The organism is Microbacterium sp. 4R-513 (assembly GCF_011046485.1).
Taxonomy (GTDB): Bacteria; Actinomycetota; Actinomycetes; order Actinomycetales; family Microbacteriaceae; genus Microbacterium.
This window is the reverse complement of record NZ_CP049256.1, coordinates 1,316,667-1,334,754: the sequence shown is the minus strand read 5'-3', so window position 1 is coordinate 1,334,754 and position 18,088 is coordinate 1,316,667. Positions and strand designations below refer to the sequence as shown.

Here is an 18,088-nt window from a genome sequence, read left to right as displayed (position 1 = left end):
CGCGGCGGCGCCGGGGACGGGCGTGCCCGCGAGCGAGTTCGCTCCGAGCTTCGACGGCGTCGCGCCGGTTCCCGCGCCGGCGCCGGCTGCGGCACCCGCCGTGCGGATCGAGCACGTCTCGAAGCGGTTCGGGAGCGGCCCCGTCGTACTGGAGGACGTCACGCTCGACATCGCCCCGGGCGAGTTCGTGTGCCTGCTCGGTGCCTCGGGCTGCGGCAAGTCGACGCTCCTCAACCTCATCGCGGGTCTCGAGCAGCCGACGCTGGGCGAGATCCGCACGCCCGCCGAGGGATCGGCGGTCATGTTCCAGGAGTCGGCGCTCATGCCGTGGCTCACGGCCCGGCGGAACGTCGAGCTGGCCCTTCGCCTGCGCGGCGTGCCCCGCGGCGACCGCCGCGAGAAGGCGCTCGCCCTCCTCGACACCGTGAACCTCGCGGATGCCGCGGAGAAGCGCCCGCACGAGCTGTCCGGGGGCATGCGGCAGCGCGTCGCCCTCGCCCGCGCGCTCGCGCAGGACCGCCCGGTCCTCCTCATGGACGAGCCCTTCGCCGCCCTCGACGCCATCACGCGCGACCTCCTCCACGAAGAGCTCGAGCGGGTGTGGCGCGCCACCGGCCGCACCATCGTCTTCGTCACGCACAACGTGCGCGAGGCGGCGCGCCTCGGGCAGCGCGTCGTGCTCCTCAGCAGCCGCCCCGGCCGCGTCGTCGAGGAGTGGCGTATCGCCAAGACCACCGGCCGCCGCATCGAGTCCCCCGAGGTCGCCGCCCTCTCGGTCGAGATCACCGAGCAGCTGCGCAAGGAGATCCGCCGCAATGCCGCTTGAGACCCCCACCCTTCCGACCCGCGCCGGGAGCGCGGCATCCGTCGCTCCCGGAGACGAGCTGCGCAGCCTCGCCGCGGGCCTGGACCGCCTGCAGACCGCGACCGGTGCCGAGCAGAGCCGCTGGCGCCGCGTGGCCGCGAGCGTCGTGCCGCCCGTCGTCTTCGTCCTGCTGCTGATCGTCGCGTGGCAGCTCTACGTCGTGATCGCCCAGCCGCGTCCCGACGTCGTGCCGAGCCCCCTCGACGTGTGGAACGCCATGAGCACCGCGTGGGAGTCGGGTCGCCTGCAGCTCGCGGTCACGACGAGCCTCGAGCGCGGCATCGTCGGATTCCTCATCGCGATCGTCGTCGGCACGCCCATCGGCCTGCTCCTCGCCGAGGTGCGCCCCATCCGCCGCGCCGTGGGCCCGATCATCTCCGGTCTCCAGGTGCTTCCCTCCGTGGCGTGGGTGCCGGCCGCCATCATCTGGTTCGGGCTCTCGGACGCGACGGTGTACTTCGTCATCCTGATGGGCGCCATCCCTTCGATCGTCAACGGCCTCATCGCGGGCGTCGAGCAGGTGCCGCCCCAGCTGCGGCGCGTCGGAACGGTGCTCGGCGCCTCGCGCTGGCAGCTGGCGACCGCGGTCGTCCTGCCCGCCGCCCTGCCCGGATACGTCGCCGGGCTGAAGCAGGGGTGGGCCTTCTCCTGGCGCTCGCTCATGGCCGCCGAGATCATCGCCGTCGGCGGCACGATCGGCTTCGGTCTGGGCTCGATGCTGCAGCAGTCGCGCGAGCTCGCCGACCTCGCCGGGGTGCTCGCGACCATCATCCTCATCCTCGCGATCGGCATCCTCATCGAGCTCGTCTTCTTCGGGCCCGTCGAGCGACGGATGCTCAAGCGCCGCGGACTGCTCGTGACGGGAGGAGCGCGATGAGCCTTCTTCAGACACACGACGGCGCCGGCAAGGTGTGGCTCGTCGGCGCGGGACCGGGGGATGCCGGACTCCTGACCGTACGCGGACTGCGGGCGCTCGAGCGCGCCGACGTCATCGTCGCCGACCGGCTCGGCGCCCGCGCCGTGCTCGACGGCCTCGCCGCCGACGGTGTGGAGCTGCGTGCCGAGGTCGTCGACGTCGGGAAGCTCCCCGGCCATCACGCCGTGCCGCAGGACGCGATCAACGCCCTCCTCGTCCAGCTCGCCCGCGAGGGCAAGAACGTCGTGCGACTCAAGGGCGGCGATCCCTATATCTTCGGCCGCGGCGGCGAGGAGCTGGCGTTCTGCCGGGACGCCGGCATCGAGGTCGAGGTCGTCTCCGGCGTGACGAGCGCCATCTCGGTCCCGGCCATCGCCGGGATCCCGCTCACGCACCGGGGACTCGCGACGGCGTTCACCGTCGTGACCGGCCACGACCAGATCCGCGAGCTCGGCGGCGCCCGCGACCACACCGTCGTCCTCCTCATGGGCGTCGGGACGCTCGCGCACGCCGCCATGACCCTCGCGCGCGGCGAGCGCGGCGCCGACTGCCCCGTCGCCATCGTCGAGGACGGATTCGGCCCGGGGCAGCGCGTCACAGTGGGCACCCTCGCGACGATCGCCGCCCAGGCCGCCGAGCGCGGCGTACGCTCGCCGGCCGTCGTCGTGGTCGGCGATGTCGTGGCGCTCAGCCCCTACGCGCCGCCGGAGCTCACGGCATCCGTGTCTCCTTCCGAACCGCTCCTCGAGCGACCCCCTCGCTGAGGTGTCACCCCGGTCGCCGCGCCCGCGCGAGCGATCACGACTGACGCCCGCATCCCACCCCGTACCGAAAGGCCATCTCACATGACCTCTCCCCTCTCGCTCCGCGTCGCGATCGTCGGCGCAGGTCCCGCCGGCATCTACGCCGGCAACATCCTCACGAACGCGGTTCAGGATGCCGGGGGCACCGTGTCCATCGACCTGTTCGAGTCGCTCCCCTCGCCGTACGGCCTGATCCGCTACGGCGTGGCCCCCGACCACCCGCGCATCAAGGGCATCGTCAATTCGCTGCACGAGATGCTGGATGCCGGCACGACCCGGTTCATCGGCAACGTCGAGGTGGGCCGCGACATCGACCTCGACGAGCTGCACGAGCGCTACGACGCCGTGATCCTCGCGACGGGCGCGATCCGCGACGCCGCGCTCGACATCCCGGGCATCGACCTCCCAGGCTCCTACGGCGCGGCCGACTTCGTCGCCTGGTACGACGGACACCCCGACGTGCCGCGCGACTGGCCGCTCGACAAGGCCGAGGTCGCCGTCATCGGCAACGGCAACGTGGCCCTCGACGTCGCGCGGGTGCTCGCGAAGCACGCCGTCGACCTCCGGCCGACCGAGATCGCCGACAACGTGCTGGCGGGCCTCGAGGCATCCGCCGTCACCGACGTGCACGTCTTCGGCCGCCGCGGCCCCGCCGACATCAAGTTCACACCGATCGAGCTGCGTGAGCTCGGCGAGGTGCCCGACGTCGACATCGTCGTGCACGACGAGGACTTCGCCGACGCCGACCCCGCGAAGGCCCCGAACAACCAGCTCAAGGTCATGCTGCGGATCCTGAACTCCTGGCGCGACCGCGAGTCGACAGGCGCGAGCCGCCGACTGCACCTGCACTTCTACCACTCGCCCGTCGAGGTGCTCGGCGACGGCGCGGTCGAGGCCGTGCGTTTCGAACGCACGGTGCCCACCGGCCACGGCGCCGTACGCGGCACGGGCGAATACCGCGAGATCGCCGTCCAGCAGGTCTACCGCGCCGTCGGGTACTACGGCACGCCCGTCGTCGGCGCCCCCTTCGACGAGACGTCGGGTGTCGTCACCAACATCGAGGGTCGCGTCGTCGACGAGTCGGCCGCTCCGATCCGAGGCCTCTACGCGACGGGGTGGATCAAGCGCGGGCCCGTGGGCCTCATCGGCCACACGAAGTCCGATGCGATGGAGACGATCGCGCACCTCGTCGCCGACGCGACGGCGGGGAGACTCGCAGCACCTCGTGTCGAGGGCGACATCCTGGATCTCCTCGCCGAGCGCGAGGTCGCGTACACGACATGGGACGGATGGCTCGCCCTCGACGCGCACGAGCGCTCTCTCGGCGAGGGCCACGTCCACGCGCGCGAGCGAGTCAAGGTCGTGCCGCGCGAAGAGCAGGTCGAGATCTCCCGGGCCGGCGCCCTCACGCTGTCATGACCTACGTCATCGCGCTGCCGTGCGTGGATGTGAAAGACCGCGCCTGCATCGACGAGTGCCCGGTCGACTGCATCTACGAGGGTGAGCGCAGCCTCTACATCCACCCCGACGAGTGCGTGGACTGCGGCGCCTGCGAGCCGGTCTGCCCCGTCGAGGCGATCTACTACGAAGACGACCTGCCCGACGAATGGCAGGACTACTACAAGGCCAACGTCGAGTTCTTCGACGACATCGGCTCACCGGGCGGCGCCGCCAAGGTCGGCGTGATCCACAAGGATCACCCGATCATCGCCGGACTGCCGCCTCAGGGGGGACGGTCATGACTGACGCCACCCCCTCCACCGAGGTCGACGTCGTCATCGTGGGCGGCGGCCCCGCGGGCCTGTCGGCGGCCCTCAACCTCGGACGCGCCCGTGCCTCGGTCGTCGTGATCGACGCGGGCCGCCCCCGCAACGCCGCGACGCTGCGTTCGCACGGCTTCCTGACGCGGGACGGCGTGCCGCCGCTCGAGCTCCGCAAGCTCGCGCGCGCCGAGCTCGCCGCGTACCCCGATGTGCGGGTGCTCGACCGCACCGTCGCGACGGCCCTCCTGACGACGGATGCCTCGAACGGCATGCGCTTCATCGCGGCACTCCAGGGCCGGTCGCCGGGCACTCCACCCGCCGTCGCGGCGCGATCGGTGATCGTCGCGACGGGGCTCCGCGAGACGCTTCCCGACATCCCGGGCCTGCGCGCGTTCTACGGGATGACCCTCTTCAGCTGCGCCGCCTGCGACGCCTGGGAGCTGCAGGATCGGCCGCTCGCCCTCATCGGCGAGACGCCCGACCTCGCCTCGCGCGCACGCCTCATCGCGCGGTGGACCGATCGGCTCACGGTGTTCACGAATGCGGCCGACGTCGTCGACACCGTCGAGGAGGCCGAGCTCGCGGCATCCGGGATCCGCGTCGAGCGCCGCGCGATCGACGATCTCGAGGGTTACCGCGGAACCGTCTCGGCCGTCCGCCTCGTCGACGGCACGACGGTCCCGATCGAGGGAGGCTTCGTCCGGCCGCGGTGGCACCCCGCCCTCGACTTCCTGTCGTCGCTCGACTCCGAGCGCGACGAAGAGGGGCACCTCGTCGTCGACGGTTCCGGCCGTACGTCTGTCGACGGGCTGTACGCGGCGGGGGATGCCGCAGCCCCCGGCCCTCAGCAGCTCATCGTCGCGGCGGGCCAGGGCGCGCGGGCGGCCGCCGTCCTCGTGCACGATCTCGTCGGCGTCCGCACCGCGCACTGATACGGGCTGCATGGCCCCTGGCACAGTGCTCCTGGGGTTGTCAATCCCGAGTGCTGTATATCTCGGATGTTGTGTAATTCACTGTGCGTCACACTCCGTGACGGCTACGCTGAGGGGCACGACATGACGCTGATCGACGATGGTGGGCCCGTTCGCCTCGAGGATCACGACTACTCCGCATTCTGGCACGAGGTCGAGCAGGACTTCTGGGTCGGCAACACGGCAGGCGCGTTCCTGGGGACGATCGAGAGGGTCGGGGCCGGACGGTTCTTCGCCCGCAATGCCACCCGCTCGTACGTCGGCGAGTACCCCACGCTCGCCCTCGCCCAGGCGGCGGTCGTCGACGCAGCGGACCGGAACTCCTCGGGAGGACACCATGCCTCAGAACGTCGTACGCCACGAGGCCGAGCATCTCTACGCGGATCAGCCTCGCACGGCCGAAGGGCGGCAGCTGAGCCAAGCGATCCTGCAGCTGAGACGGTGTGAGCGCATCCAGGCCGAGCGCGCGCAACGCGCCTCCGGGCTGTCGCACCTCGATCTCACCGCGCTGCGCTACCTCGTCCAGGGTCACCGCGACCACCGCGACCTGAGCCCGAAAGACCTCATCGTCATGCTCGACACCTCGAGCGCGACGGTGACGAACGTCGTGGAGCGCCTCGTGCAACGCGGCTTCGTCACCCGGGTGCAGCACCCCCGGGACCGCCGCGCGCACTACCTCGTGCCGACGGGCGAGGCGATCCGCCGCGTCGAGGACTCGCTGATGCCGCACCACTCCGCGATCGTCGCCGCGATCGACGATCTCACCCCTGAAGAGGCCCGCCGCGCGGCAGACGCTCTGCTGAAGATCGCCGACGCGCTCGACGAGCTCGCGGCGTCGGCGACCGCAGCGGAGAGGGCTCAGGCGGCGGACGTCGCCTGACCCGCAGCTGCCGCATCGGAATCGGTCGTCGCCGACCCGCGGTGGCTCGAGGCCGCGGGGGTAGCCCGGCTCGAGGCCGCCGGGGTAGCCCGGCTCGCGGCATCCGTCACCGTCTCGTCTGCTCGGAACCCGAGAGGCGCTGCGCGATGTAGATCGGCACGATCGAGATGACGACCATGACGACGGCGATGACCGAGACGATCGGCGCCTGGTTGGGCCGGAACATGTTGTTCAGGATGAAGATCGGCAGCGTCGTGACCCCCGAGCCGGCCGTGAACGTCGTCACGATGATCTCGTCGAAGCTCAGGGCGAAGGCGAGGAGGCCGCCCGCGAGGAGCGCCGACCGCAGCTGAGGGAACGTCACGAGGCGGAACGTGGTCCAGACGCCGGCGCCGAGATCCGCCGACGCCTCTTCGAGGTTGATGCCCATCCGTCGCAGGCGCGCGATCGTGTTGTTGAACACCGTCACGATGCAGAACGTCGCGTGCGCGATGACGACCGTCCAGATCGACAGGGGGATGCCCATGATCGTGCGGAAGAAGTTGTTCAGCGCGATGCCCGTGATGATGCCGGGCAGGGCGATCGGGAGGATGACGAGGAGGTTCACCGCGCTGCGGCCGAAGAAGTCGAATCGCTGCAGCGCGAGCGAGAGGAGCGTCCCGAGGACGAGAGAGATCGCCGTCGCGACGATCGCGACCTGCACGCTCGTGAGGACGGCCGACATCGCACCCTGGCTCTGGAACGCCTTGACCCACCACTCCAGGGTGAAGCCCGGTGGCGGCCACGTGAGTGACGTGGACGTCGAGAAGGAGTTGACGAGCACGACGAACAGGGGCACGTACACGATCACGAGGATCAGTGCCGTGACGATCCCGAGCGTCACGCGTGCGGACTTTCCGAGGCGCACCGTCGTCTCCTAGAGGTTGTCGAGGGCGCCCGTGCGGCGCACGAGGCCGAGGTAGCCGAAGATGATGACGATCGGGATGAGCGCGATGGCGGCGGCGAGCGGCAGGTTGTTCGCCGCGCCGACGTTCGTGTACACGAGGTTTCCCAGCATCTGGGTCGTCCCGCCGACGATGTTGACCGTGATGTAGTCGCCCAGGGTGAGCGAGAAGCTGAAGATCGTGCCCGCGATGATCGCCGGCATGGCGAGGGGCAGCACGACGTGGCGCACGGTCGGCCAGCTCTTTCCGCCGAGATCCGCGGATGCCTCGAGCAGCGAGTCCGGCACGCGTTCGAGGCCCGCATAGATCGGCAAGATGACGTACGGCAGCCACAGGTACGAGAGCGTGATGATCGTGGCGGTCAGGCCGTAGCCGGGCGTGTGCAGCCCGAGCGGTGCGAGGAGCCATTCGAGGATGCCGTCCTGCGACAGCACGGAACGCCAGGCGTAGGCCTTCACGAGGTAGCTCGCCCAGAGCGGCATGAGCACCGCGATGACGAGCAGCCGCTGTACGCGCGGCGACGCGACCTTCGCCATGTAGAAGGCGATCGGAAGGGCGACGACGACGTCGATGATCGTGACGGCGAGCGCGATGCCCACGGTGCGGAGGGTGACGGTCTGGTACAGCGTGCCCGTGAGGACCGTGACGATGTTGTCGAGGGTCCAGTCGGTGACGATCTCGCCCGTGAACGAGTCGACCGTCCAGAACGCCGTGACAAGCAGCAGCACGAGGGCCACGATGTAGACGACGACGAGCCAGAAGAGCGGCGCGGTCAGGAGCAGCGCCAGCCGCGCGCGCGGATGCCCGCTGAGCCATGCCGACCCGCGGCGGGCGGGCGTCGCGGCCGGCGGCGGCACGGCGCGCCGGGTGTCGGGCGGGGCGATCGTATCGGTCATGCCTCTCCTCGGGAGGGGCCGGGGACGGCGTGCGCGCGCCGCCCCCGGCGGTTCGGGTCGAGCGGGCTCAGCCCTTGATCTCGGCCCAGGCCTGCGTCCAGGTGGCGTAGTCCACGCACTTCACGTCGGTGCGACCGTCGACGCACTTCTCGATCGGCGTCGTCCAATACCAGATCTGCGACGCGTAGTCGGGGTCGCCCGCGTGGTAGGCCTCGCAGTCCTCGCGGTAGTCGCACGCCTCCTGGCTCGACGGCGCCTCGCCGAAGTAGGCGGTCGCCTGAGCGTTGGTCTCGGGGCTTGCGATCCAGTCGAGCCACGCGTACGCGCAGTTCGGGTTCTTCGCCTGCGACGCGATCATCCACGTGTCCGACCACCCGGTCGCGCCCTCCTCGGGAAGCACGACGGCTGTCGGAGCGCTCTCCGCCTCGAGGCTGTTCTGGATGACCTGCCACGTCGTGCCGACGACCGAGTCGCCCGTCTCGAACGCCTGGATCTCCTTCAGGTAGTCCGACCAGTACTCGCCGACGTACTGCCGCTGCTCCTTGAGCAGGTCGACCGCCGCCTGGAACTGCTCCTCGTCGAGGGCGTACGGGTTCGTGATGCCGAGGTCGGGCTGGTGCGCCATGAGGTACAGCGCCGCGTCGGCGATGTAGATGGGCGAGTCGTAGGCCGTGACCTTGCCCGAGTAGGCGCTCGCGCCGTCGAAGACGGCGCTCCACGACGTGGGTGCCGGCGAGACGACGTCCGTGTTGTAGAGCAGCAGGTTGGCGCCGTAGCCGTGCGGCACCCCGTACGACTGTCCGTCCACGGAGTTCCACGGCTGCTCCTTGAGGAAGTCGAACACGCCCTCGTAGCTCGGGATGAGGTCGGTGTTCACCGGGGCGACATCGCCCGCTGCGATGAGACGGAGCGTCGCGTCGCCGGAGGCGGCGACGACGTCGTAGTCGCCGGTCTTCATGAGGTTGACCGCCTCGTCGGAGGTGCCGTAGCTCTTGGAGGTCACGGTGCAGCCGGTCTTCTCCTCGAAGCCCGAGACCCAGTCGACGGCCGGGTCGTTGCTGCCGTCCTCGACGTAGCCGGGCCACGCGAGGATCGAGACCTGACCCTCCATGTCGCCGAGCTCCTCCGCCTCTGCCGACGGTGCCGCGCCGCCGCCGCTCGACGTTCCACAGCCGGCCAGGACGGCGATCGCCCCGACGGCGAGCGCGGCGCCGACGGTCCCCCGCGCCCCGCGTGTCTTGTGCATCATGGTGTGCTTCCTCTCGGGTGCTGTGCTGTGTGTCCGGGGCGATCGCCCGCGGCCTGATGCCGGCTCACTCGCCGGGCGGAAGGAGGGGCACGACGTCGGAGTCGTGCCAGGTGACGTGCACGCGGTCGCCGCGCTCGTCGTCGGCGGAACGCGAGCGGTCGTTGCGCTCGAGCACCGTCACGCGCATCCCGGCATCGAGATCGATGACGCGACGGATGCCGCTGCCGACGTAAATCGACTCGACGACTGTTCCGGGAGCCGACCGCTCGCCAGCCCCCGTCGCGGGCTGCGATGCGAGGGTGAGCTTCTCCGGCCGGATGGAGTGATCGCCCGCGCGGCCCATGAGCGCGAAGGAGTGCTCCGCGTCGAAGAGATTGGACGTGCCGACGAAGTCCGCGACGAACCGCGACGCGGGCTGCTCGTAGAGTTCCCACGGCGTGCCGAGCTGCTCGATGCGGCCGTCATGGAAGACCGCGACGCGGTCGGACAGCGTGAGCGCCTCCTCCTGGTCGTGCGTCACGAAGATGAACGTGATGCCCAGATCGCGCTGGATCTGCTTGAGCTCCACCTGCATCTGCTCGCGGAGCTTGAGGTCGAGCGCGCCGAGCGGCTCGTCGAGGAGGAGCACCTTCGGCTGCACGACCGTCGCGCGGGCGAGGGCCACGCGCTGCCGCTGACCTCCCGACAGCTGCGCAGGCTTCCGCGCGCCGAACTGGCCGAGCCGAACCGCCTCGAGGGCCTTCATCGCGCGGTCGCGCCGCTCCGCACGCTTCACGCCGCGGACGCGCAGGCCGTAGGCGACGTTGTCGAGCACGCTCATGTGCGGGAACAGCGCGTAGTCCTGGAAGACCGTGTTGACGTCGCGGTCGAACGGTGCCTTGCGCGTGACGTCCTGCCCGAAGAGCTCGATCGTGCCGTCGGTCGGCTGCTCGAAGCCCGCGATCAGCCGGAGGACCGTCGTCTTGCCGGAGCCGGACGGTCCGAGCATCGAGAAGAATTCGCCGGCCGCGATCTCGAGGTCGACACGGTCGACGGCCGTGACGGCCCCGAACTCCTTCGTGAGACCCCGGAGCCGGATGGCCGGGTGCTGCTGCTCGCTCATTGACGATCTCCTTCGATGGTCGATCGCATTAAATCATATGGATCCATATGTCATGAAGAGGTCGCCCATGTTACGGTCGTGGCACGGCCCGGAGGACGACCTCTCGGCCCGCCGCCAGCGACCCGGAGAGCTTCGATGCCGCACGCGACCGGACGAGTCGACGCCGCCCACGCCGTCGTCTTCGCCCCGCTCGACGGCGCCGGCCGTGCCGAGCTCGTCGAGCAGCGCCTCACCGACGCGATCGTGAGCGGCGTGCTGCGCGACGGCGAGAAGCTCCCCAGCGAGTCGGAGCTGTCGCGCAGTCTCGGGGTCGCGCTCGTCACCGCGCGCGAAGCGCTCGAGGGCATGCGCGACAAGGGTCTCGTGCGCACGCGGCGCGGCCGCGACGGCGGGAGCTTCGTCACCTACGATCGCGAGTCGGCGACCCGGATGCTCGAGGTCCGGCTGGGCGCGCACTCCCGCATCGAGCTGCGCGACCTCGCCCTGCACGTCGGCGCGATCGCGGGCACCGCCGCCGAGGTCGCCGCGGGTCGCGCGAGCGATGACGACATCGAGAGCCTCCGGACGATCGCCGAGCAGGCCGACCTCGCCACCGCCGGTGGAGCCCGCCGTGCCGTCAGCCGCTTCCAGCTCGAGGTCGCGGCGATCAGCCAGTCGCCGCGACTCGTCCGGGAAGAGGTCCGGCTGCAGTCCGAAGCCGGTCCCCTCCTCTGGCTCTGCCTCCGCGAGCAGGAGTACCGTGAGCGCAGCGCGCTCGCGCGCGACGACGTCATCGCGGCGATCCGCGATGTCCGACCCGACACCGCGCGCGAGGCGACGATCCGACATATCACGAGCGCCTTCGAATGGCTGGTGCACGAGCGGCTCACGCTCGACGAAGCCGGCCGGGACGAGGCATCCCGAACCTCCGAGGACCGGTCCGAATGACCACAGTGATCACGCACCCCGGCGTGGCGATCGCCGAGCGGGTCGCTGAGACGATCGACGGGATCTTCGCGACGATAGACGGCTGGCGCGACATCGTCGAGTCGCGGCTCGCGGAGGGCCTGCCGCTGACCGCGGAGGCGGTCGATCCCGTCGTCGCGTCCTTCGCCGTGCCGGCACTGACGGGCGACGCCCTCATCACGGGCTCGGGCTTCGTCGCCTCGCCGGGTGCGCTGACGGATGCCGCGTGGCACCTCGCCTGGTGGCTGCGAGGCACGGGCGAGCCGACGCGGCTCGCGACGATCGACGACCCCTCGCATGAGCAGTTCCGCGACTACACGGCGCTGGAGTGGTGGCGCGTGCCCGCGCGGACAGGCGCGCGGCACCTCACCGGCCCGTACGTCGACTACGTCTGCACCGACGACTACACGGTCACGATCACGACGCCCGTGCGCGTCGGCGGAGCGATGGTGGGGATCGTCGGTGCCGACGCCCTCGTCGACCGGCTCGAGCGCGAGCTGCTGCCGGTACTGCGGGCGGCGGGCCCCGACACGGCACTCGTCAACGCGTCGGCGCGCGTCGTCACGGCGACCGACGCAGGGCGCGAGCCGGGCTCGATCCTCCGCCTGGAGGGACTCGCCGATGCTCTCGCCTCTCGGCCGGCCGGGAACGGGTCGACGCCGCTCGAATCGATCGATGCGTCAGTCCCTCGTCGTGCAGCGGCAGGGACCGTCATCGCCCTCCCCGGCGGTGCGACCGTCGTCACGTGCGGCGACACATCGCTCTCGCTCGTCATCCAGGATCCGCAGGCATCCGCCCGCTGAGCGCACGTGGCCGAGCTCAGGACCCCATCTGAGCGAGGGGAACGCGCCTATTCCGCGGACGCCAGCGGCGCCAGATCGGCTTCGTCCGCCCCGACGGCGAGCAGGCGCTCGCGCATCGCGACGGCCGCGATCTCGTACGGGGCCTCCTCGCCCGTGAGCAGCGATCGGGCGTTCGCCTCGTTGTCGAGCGCGATGAGCTCGAACGCGAGGCGGCGGACGGTGGCGGCATCCGCCTGGATCTCGCCCGCCTCCGCGGCGAACCGCACCTGCGCCTCCAGGTAGCCGTACCAGTCCCGCAGCCAGCCGCGCACGGCGTCACGCACCGGACCCGGCTTCGAGTCCATGTCGGCCGCCGTCGCCGCGAAGAAGCAGCCGCCGGTGAAGACACGGTTGCGCGAGTAGTCGAGCGCGCTGCGGAGCAGCTTCGCGAGTCGGGACACGCCGCGCGGCAGCTCGCGCGCCGGATCGACGACGGCCTCGCGGAAGATCTCGGCCGCCGCCTGGACAGCCGCGAGCTGCAGACCTTCCTTGCCGCCGAAGAGCGTGGCGATGCTGCTCTTGCTCATGCCGGAGGACTCCGCGAGGCGCCCGATGGTCAGACCGTCGAGCCCCTCGACCGAGGCGAGGTCGGTCGCGCTCTCGAGGATGACGCGGCGCGAGGCATCGCCCCGCGCACGGCGGCGATCGATCACGACGTCAGACATGGCTCTAGTGTACGAACGATCGTTCATATAGTCTACGAACGATCGTTCGTGCATCTTCCTGGAGGTCGATCATGTCGCCGACGCAGACCCGCGCGTTCTTCCGCTCCGCCAGCCGCGTCTCACCCGAGCTCGCCGGCTCGCTGGCGCTCCGGGCCTTCTTCCAGACCCAGCCCAGACTGCCGCTGCGCGAGACGGACGCCGCGACCGACGCCGCCGCCGAGCGCGGCCTCCTGCGCGTCCGCGGCAAGGAGATCGTGACCTACCGGTGGGGCCGGGGGGACGACACCGTGCTCCTCGTGCACGGATGGCGTGGGAGGGCGTCCCAGTTCGCCCCGCTCGTGCGGGAGCTCGTGGCCGAGGGCTTCCACGTCGTCGCGTTCGACGCTCCCGCCCACGGGGCGTCGACCCTCGCACGCACCGACATGCGCGACTGGCTCGCCGCGATCGACGCCCTGCAGCAACGGCACGGGCGCTTCTCGGCGATCGTGGGGCACTCGTTCGGTGCCCTCGCGGCGCTCACCGCCGTGCGGTCCGGCACGACCTCGGCGCGGGTCGCAACGGTGGCGGGCGCCGGAACGCCGCAGATCTTCGTCGACCAATTCGGGGGCATGCTCGGCCTGTCGCCGCGCGCGAAGGCCGTCTTCGAACGCCGCTTCCACGCGATGTTCGGCGAGGACGAGGCATCCTTCGCCCGTCGTTTCGACGCCCTGGCGAACCCGCTGCCGCCTGCCGTGGAGCTGCTCGCCCTGCACGACGACGCCGACCTTCAGGTGCCCTCCTCAGCGAGCGCCGATCTCGTGGCGGCTCACCCCGACCGGGCACTGCTCGTCCGCACGCGCGGACTGGGGCACAACCGCATCCTCGGAGCCGATGCGACCCTGGATGCCATCACCGCGTTCGTGACCGGCGGCCTCGCGCAGGTCGTCGAGGCGGCTGCGGGCTCGCGGGACTGAGCCGCGACGACATCGACCGGCGCTGTGCGAGAGCGCCGGTCGATGCCCGTCCGGACCGCGAGGTCAGGGGACGCGGTTGAGCGTGCAGACGAACTGCTTCACGACGCCGTTGTCGACGAGATCGCCCGCGGAGAGCGCCGCCCACACCTCGTCCGCCGCGTCCAGCACGCCGTCGCCGTCCAGATCGCCCGATGCGAGCGCCGCGGCGTAGCCGTTGGGAGCCGAGACGGCGTGCACCTGCCAGCGGCCGCCGTTGAAGCCGGGATCGCCGGGAGCGACTTCGGCGACGCTCTTCTGCAGCCCGCCGAAGTTGTACAGGACGTCCCATGACTGGGCGGGTGCCTTCGTGTGCGACAGGTCGGTGGGCGTCGCGACGGTCCGGTACAGGGTGTGGTCGACGTAGATCACTCCGTCGGACGTGACTCCGCCGGACCCCGCGGCGAACGCCGTGCCCGTCGCCGACAGCGACAGAGCAGCGGCGGCGACGCCGATGGCGAGAGTGGCGAGGCGGGCTCGGCCGCGGGGGAATTCGAAGCGAGACATCAGGATCAACCTCCATTCCGGCCGGGGCGGCCGGGTCGTGTCGAGTCAACCCGCGGTACTCTCGGCACTCCATCACGAGACGCTCACGAGCTTCTTACGGAGTTCTTTCGTCCGCGCAGGACCGGCCGATCCGGGATGTCGCAGCCCGCCGCCCCGCCTATTGTTTGTCGCGTGAGCACCGCTCTCGTGGTCGACGACGACGAGACCGTCGGCGATGTCGTCGCCGCCTATCTCGTCCATGCCGGCATGACCGTCCGCCGCGTCGCGGACGGCATCGACGCGCTCGCGGCGGCTGCCGAGGAGCCGCCCGACATCGTCGTGCTCGACCTCATGCTCCCGGGCGTCGACGGGCTCGAGGTGTGCCGGCGACTGCGTCGCAACCGGCCCGATGTGCCGATCATCATGCTCACGGCGCGAGGCGAGGAGGACGACCGCATCCGAGGCCTCGAAGTGGGAGCCGACGACTACATGACGAAGCCGTTCAGCCCTCGCGAGCTGGTGCTCCGCGTCCAGTCCGTGCTGCGGCGGTCGGGATCGGCCCTTCCGTCACCGGACGAGTCTCCGGAGGCTCCCGCCGTCGCGGTCGATGGGAACCTCGAGATCGACCGCAGAGCGCGCCGGGTGCGGCTCGCCGGTCGCGAGCTGAGCCTCACCGTGCGCGAGTTCGACCTGCTGTCGTGGTTCCTCGCCCATCCCGGGCGCGCGGTGCGGCGGGAGGAGCTCATGCACGAGGTGTGGGGCTGGGACTTCGGCGACGCGGCGACGGTCACGGTCCACGTGAGCCGCCTGCGCGAGAAGATCGAGCCGGTCCCGTCCGCGCCCGTGCGGCTCGTCACGGTGTTCGGGGTCGGCTACCGGTGGGATCCGGCGCCGTGAACGTCCCCCTGGACGCGGTCCTGTCCTCCGCGGCGGTGGCCGCCGTCGTCGGGGTCGCCGGAGCCGTCGTGATCCTCGCCCTCGCCCGTCGGCGGGTCGTGGTCGCGGCCCTCGCCGCACCGCTCGTCGTCGTGCTCTCGGTGACGGCCGGTGTCGTCGTCGGCGCGGGATCGATGCTGCTGACGGCGGACGACCTCACCGGCATCCTGCTCGTCCTCTTGGCGACCGTGCCCGTCGCGCTCGCGGTCGGCGCCCTCGTCGCAGCCCGCATCCAGGCCGCCTCACGCGACGCCGAGCGTGCGGCCGCCGCGGCGGAGAGCCAGCGGCGCATCGAGGGCCAGCGCCGGGATCTCGTGGCCTGGGTGTCGCACGACCTGCGCACCCCCCTCGCCGGCATCCGCGCGACCGCCGAGGCCCTGCAGGACGGAGTGCTGACGGATGCCGCCGCCGCCGCCGGATCGATCGGACGCGATGCGATGCGGATGAGCGGCATGGTCGACGACCTGCTCACGCTCTCGCGCCTGCAGGCGCCGTCGGTGGCGCTCGAACGGACCGAGGTCGACCTCGGCGACCTCGTCTCGGACGCGGTCGCAGCGCTTCGCTCCCTCGCCGAGGCGGCCGGCGTCCAGCTCACCGGACAGGCGCCGACGGGCGTGCGGGCCGTCGTGGCCGCATCGGAGCTGCGCCGGGCCGTCGGCAACCTCGTCATGAACGGCATCCGTCACACGCCGCAGGGGGGCACCGTCGACACGACCCTCGCCGTCGCCGGGGACAGCGCCGTCGTGAGCGTCGCGGACGGCTGTGGCGGCATCGCGGAGGCCGACCTGCCGCACGTCTTCGAGACGGGCTGGAGGGGCAGCGCGGCGCGCGCCGGCGATGCCGGCGCGGGGCTGGGCCTCGCCATCGTCCGCGAGGTCGCCGAAGCTCACCACGGATCGGCCACCGTCCGGAACGGCACCGGTGGATGCGTGTTCGAGATCGGACTTCCGCTCCCCGGGTGACTGGTCTCCGCGTCGTCGCCCACCGCTCGCGACACCGGCCCGTTGCACTCGCCGGCACTCTGTGTCCGAGCTCTGGAGCGCGCGTGGCAGGGCTGTAGGAATCCCGTTGCCGACGCCTCCGTAGCGTCATTCCTGTTGATTCACACCACGTCAGAACAGGAAATCCGCTCGATGAGCTCCACCGCAACTCAGACTCCGGCCGGCAAGGCCGTCCGCTCCCGCAAGCGCGTCCTCGTCCCGCTCGCCGGTCTGCTGATCGCCTCGGCGATCGCGGTCGGCTCGGGCGCCGACTTCGTCGCGAACTCGGTCAACAGCGCGAACGCCTTCACCACCGGCACGCTGCAGCAGACCAACTCCCGCGCCGGGAGCGCGATCTTCAACCTCGCCGACCTCAAGCCCGGTGACACGCTCACCGGCAAGGTCACGATCACCAACTCGGGCTCGCTTCCCGCCAACATCAAGCTCAGCGAGACCGCCGTCAACGGCTTCACCACCAAGTCCAACCTCACGCTGACCATCACGGCAGCCGGTTCCACCACGCCCGTCTGGTCGGGCACGTTCGGCGCGCTGACCGGCGCGACTCCCGTCGACCTGGGCGTCTTCGCCAAGGGCGAGGCCCGCGAGTACACGTTCAGCGTGACCCTCGCGCAGTCGGCCGGCAACGAGGAGCAGGGCAAGACCGCGACCGCGACCTACACGTGGAACTCCACGCAGACGGCCGCCACGACGTACAACCAGTAATCAGACCTGGGGAGGGGGGATCGACATGAGCGCCGCGACGACATTCAAGGCACTGGGGAACGCGGCCGTCGTCATCGCGGCCGTCATAGCCTGCGTCGTCGCGGCGCTCATGTTCGTACCGGGTCTACTGGGGTACGACCGGTACGTCATCACGGGCGGCTCGATGTCGGGCACCTTCGAGCGGGGATCCCTCACGCTCGAGCAGCAGGTGCCCGTCAGCGAGCTGCGCGCGGGTGACATCATCACCTACCTCCCTCCCGCCGAGTCCGGCATCTCCGAGCTCGTCACCCACCGCATCGTCTCGATCGAGCCGAATCCCGATGGCAGCGACTCCCTCGTCTTCCAGACGAAGGGCGATGCCAACGAGAGCATCGACCCGTGGACGTTCACCCTCGCCGACACTGTGCAGCCGCGCGGTCGTGGGATGGATCCCCGTCGCAGGCTGGGTCTTCATCGCGCTCTCGGCGCCGGGGATCAGGATGCTGGCGATCGGCGTTCCGGCCGCGATCGTCGCCCTGCTGTTCCTCCGCGACCTCGTCCGCGGCGGACGCCGCCGCGACGAAGACCCCTCCGCCGCAGTGGACACGCCCGTGTCCGCTCGACCGGTGGAGCAGGCCTCGCCGGCTCTCCCGGCCGCCGCGCCCTGAGCGCAGCGCGGCACGAGCCGCCGTGCACAACCTCCGACCCGATGGAGAACCCCATGGCCCCCGCTCGTGCACTCGGTCGCCGTCGCCCACTCGCCTGGGCGGCGGCGATCGTCCTCGCCGCTCTATCCATGCTGAACCTCGTCGCAGCCGCCGCCGGCGATCCCCTCCACAACCCCATTGCCCTCGTCTGGGGTGCGCTCGGGGTTGTGGGCGTCATCACCCTCGCGCGGTTCGTCACCGCGCAATGCTTCGAGTCGCGCCTCGGCATGATCCTGGTCGGTGGAGGCACGCTCGTCGCCGTTCTGCTGATCCACACCGTCGGGGCGCCCGGGCTGCCCGTCGCAGCATGGAGCCCGCGCGACATCGTGCTCATCGCGCTCTCGTGCGCGCTCGTCGGATCGTGGCGGGCGACCGCCCGCACCCCGCGCCCGTGATTGTTGCTCTACCGAGGAGCCTCTGTAGCAGGGCTGTAACCAGCCCCCACGT

20 protein-coding genes are annotated in these 18,088 nt (G+C 70.9%); 14 read left to right on the top strand and 6 right to left on the bottom strand.

The window, feature by feature from the left end; translation table 11 throughout:
- Positions 1–100: 100 nt before the first annotated feature.
- The 7 genes from G5T42_RS05825 to G5T42_RS05795 all read left to right on the top strand — a co-directional run bounded on the left by G5T42_RS05825 (position 101) and on the right by G5T42_RS05795 (position 6,198).
- Complete coding sequence (locus tag G5T42_RS05825; protein ID WP_241246051.1) at positions 101–826, top strand: ABC transporter ATP-binding protein; 726 nt, start codon at positions 101–103, stop codon at positions 824–826.
- Positions 816–1,742 carry an ABC transporter permease gene (locus G5T42_RS05820; protein ID WP_165126710.1) on the top strand — a complete coding sequence of 309 codons (927 nt, stop codon included), beginning with the start codon at positions 816–818 and terminating at the stop codon, positions 1,740–1,742. Before G5T42_RS05825 ends, G5T42_RS05820 begins: the two co-directional genes overlap by 11 nt.
- Positions 1,739–2,545: a uroporphyrinogen-III C-methyltransferase gene (gene cobA / locus G5T42_RS05815; RefSeq protein ID WP_165126707.1), complete on the top strand. Its 807-nt coding sequence runs from the start codon at positions 1,739–1,741 to the stop codon at positions 2,543–2,545. The genes G5T42_RS05820 and cobA overlap by 4 nt, the downstream gene beginning before the upstream one ends.
- 81 nt (positions 2,546–2,626) lie before the next feature.
- Positions 2,627–4,003 (top strand): FAD-dependent oxidoreductase, encoded by a 1,377-nt coding sequence (locus tag G5T42_RS05810; protein ID WP_165126704.1) that lies wholly within the window; start codon positions 2,627–2,629, stop codon positions 4,001–4,003.
- Positions 4,000–4,326, top strand: coding sequence for a ferredoxin (gene fdxA, locus G5T42_RS05805; protein ID WP_165126701.1), 327 nt, complete (start codon positions 4,000–4,002; stop codon positions 4,324–4,326). Before G5T42_RS05810 ends, fdxA begins: the two co-directional genes overlap by 4 nt.
- A complete protein-coding gene (locus G5T42_RS05800; protein ID WP_165126698.1) occupies positions 4,323–5,279 on the top strand; it encodes an NAD(P)/FAD-dependent oxidoreductase in 957 nt (318 codons plus the stop codon). Before fdxA ends, G5T42_RS05800 begins: the two co-directional genes overlap by 4 nt.
- A gap of 376 nt (positions 5,280–5,655) precedes the next feature.
- Positions 5,656–6,198, top strand: coding sequence for a MarR family transcriptional regulator (locus G5T42_RS05795; RefSeq protein ID WP_165126695.1), 543 nt, complete (start codon positions 5,656–5,658; stop codon positions 6,196–6,198).
- Between the two features lie 106 nt (positions 6,199–6,304).
- Here the strand turns inward: G5T42_RS05795 and G5T42_RS05790 are convergent, their stop codons facing one another.
- The 4 genes from G5T42_RS05790 to G5T42_RS05775 form a co-directional block, all read right to left on the bottom strand.
- Entirely contained in the window at positions 6,305–7,105 is an 801-nt protein-coding gene (locus G5T42_RS05790) for an ABC transporter permease (protein WP_165126692.1), read from the bottom strand.
- Between the two features lie 9 nt (positions 7,106–7,114).
- The gene (locus G5T42_RS05785) at positions 7,115–8,038 is read right to left on the bottom strand and encodes an ABC transporter permease (RefSeq protein ID WP_165126689.1); all 924 of its coding nucleotides are present in this window, start codon (positions 8,036–8,038) and stop codon (positions 7,115–7,117) included.
- A 67-nt stretch (positions 8,039–8,105) separates the two neighbouring features.
- Entirely contained in the window at positions 8,106–9,287 is a 1,182-nt protein-coding gene (locus tag G5T42_RS05780; RefSeq protein WP_165126686.1) for an ABC transporter substrate-binding protein, read from the bottom strand.
- Positions 9,288–9,351: 64 nt separating this feature from the next.
- Positions 9,352–10,389, bottom strand: coding sequence for an ABC transporter ATP-binding protein (locus G5T42_RS05775; protein WP_165126683.1), 1,038 nt, complete (start codon positions 10,387–10,389; stop codon positions 9,352–9,354).
- 135 nt (positions 10,390–10,524) lie between these two features.
- Between G5T42_RS05775 and G5T42_RS05770 the strand changes: the two genes are divergently transcribed.
- Both G5T42_RS05770 and G5T42_RS05765 read left to right on the top strand, forming a co-directional pair.
- Positions 10,525–11,316 (top strand): GntR family transcriptional regulator, encoded by a 792-nt coding sequence (locus G5T42_RS05770; protein WP_165126680.1) that lies wholly within the window; start codon positions 10,525–10,527, stop codon positions 11,314–11,316.
- Complete coding sequence (locus G5T42_RS05765; RefSeq protein ID WP_165126677.1) at positions 11,313–12,137, top strand: cache domain-containing protein; 825 nt, start codon at positions 11,313–11,315, stop codon at positions 12,135–12,137. Before G5T42_RS05770 ends, G5T42_RS05765 begins: the two co-directional genes overlap by 4 nt.
- A gap of 47 nt (positions 12,138–12,184) precedes the next feature.
- Here the strand turns inward: G5T42_RS05765 and G5T42_RS05760 are convergent, their stop codons facing one another.
- Positions 12,185–12,841, bottom strand: a complete 657-nt coding sequence (locus G5T42_RS05760) for a TetR/AcrR family transcriptional regulator (protein WP_165126674.1) — start codon at positions 12,839–12,841, stop codon at positions 12,185–12,187.
- Positions 12,842–12,912: 71 nt separating this feature from the next.
- Between G5T42_RS05760 and G5T42_RS05755 the strand changes: the two genes are divergently transcribed.
- Positions 12,913–13,794 carry an alpha/beta fold hydrolase gene (locus G5T42_RS05755; protein ID WP_165126671.1) on the top strand — a complete coding sequence of 294 codons (882 nt, stop codon included), beginning with the start codon at positions 12,913–12,915 and terminating at the stop codon, positions 13,792–13,794.
- Positions 13,795–13,857: 63 nt separating this feature from the next.
- Here the strand turns inward: G5T42_RS05755 and G5T42_RS05750 are convergent, their stop codons facing one another.
- Positions 13,858–14,337, bottom strand: a complete 480-nt coding sequence (locus G5T42_RS05750; protein WP_165126668.1) for a hypothetical protein — start codon at positions 14,335–14,337, stop codon at positions 13,858–13,860.
- 171 nt (positions 14,338–14,508) lie between these two features.
- Here G5T42_RS05750 and G5T42_RS05745 point away from each other — a divergent pair, with 171 nt between their 5' ends.
- From G5T42_RS05745 to G5T42_RS05730, 4 genes are all read left to right on the top strand, one after another.
- The gene (locus G5T42_RS05745) at positions 14,509–15,213 is read left to right on the top strand and encodes a response regulator transcription factor (protein ID WP_241245971.1); all 705 of its coding nucleotides are present in this window, start codon (positions 14,509–14,511) and stop codon (positions 15,211–15,213) included.
- Positions 15,210–16,214 carry an ATP-binding protein gene (locus G5T42_RS05740; RefSeq protein WP_165126662.1) on the top strand — a complete coding sequence of 335 codons (1,005 nt, stop codon included), beginning with the start codon at positions 15,210–15,212 and terminating at the stop codon, positions 16,212–16,214. Before G5T42_RS05745 ends, G5T42_RS05740 begins: the two co-directional genes overlap by 4 nt.
- Positions 16,215–16,385: 171 nt before the next feature.
- Positions 16,386–16,955 (top strand): TasA family protein, encoded by a 570-nt coding sequence (locus tag G5T42_RS05735; RefSeq protein WP_165126659.1) that lies wholly within the window; start codon positions 16,386–16,388, stop codon positions 16,953–16,955.
- Between the two features lie 25 nt (positions 16,956–16,980).
- Positions 16,981–18,036 (top strand): signal peptidase I, encoded by a 1,056-nt coding sequence (locus G5T42_RS05730; protein WP_165126656.1) that lies wholly within the window; start codon positions 16,981–16,983, stop codon positions 18,034–18,036.
- The last annotated feature ends 52 nt before the right edge of the window (positions 18,037–18,088 follow it).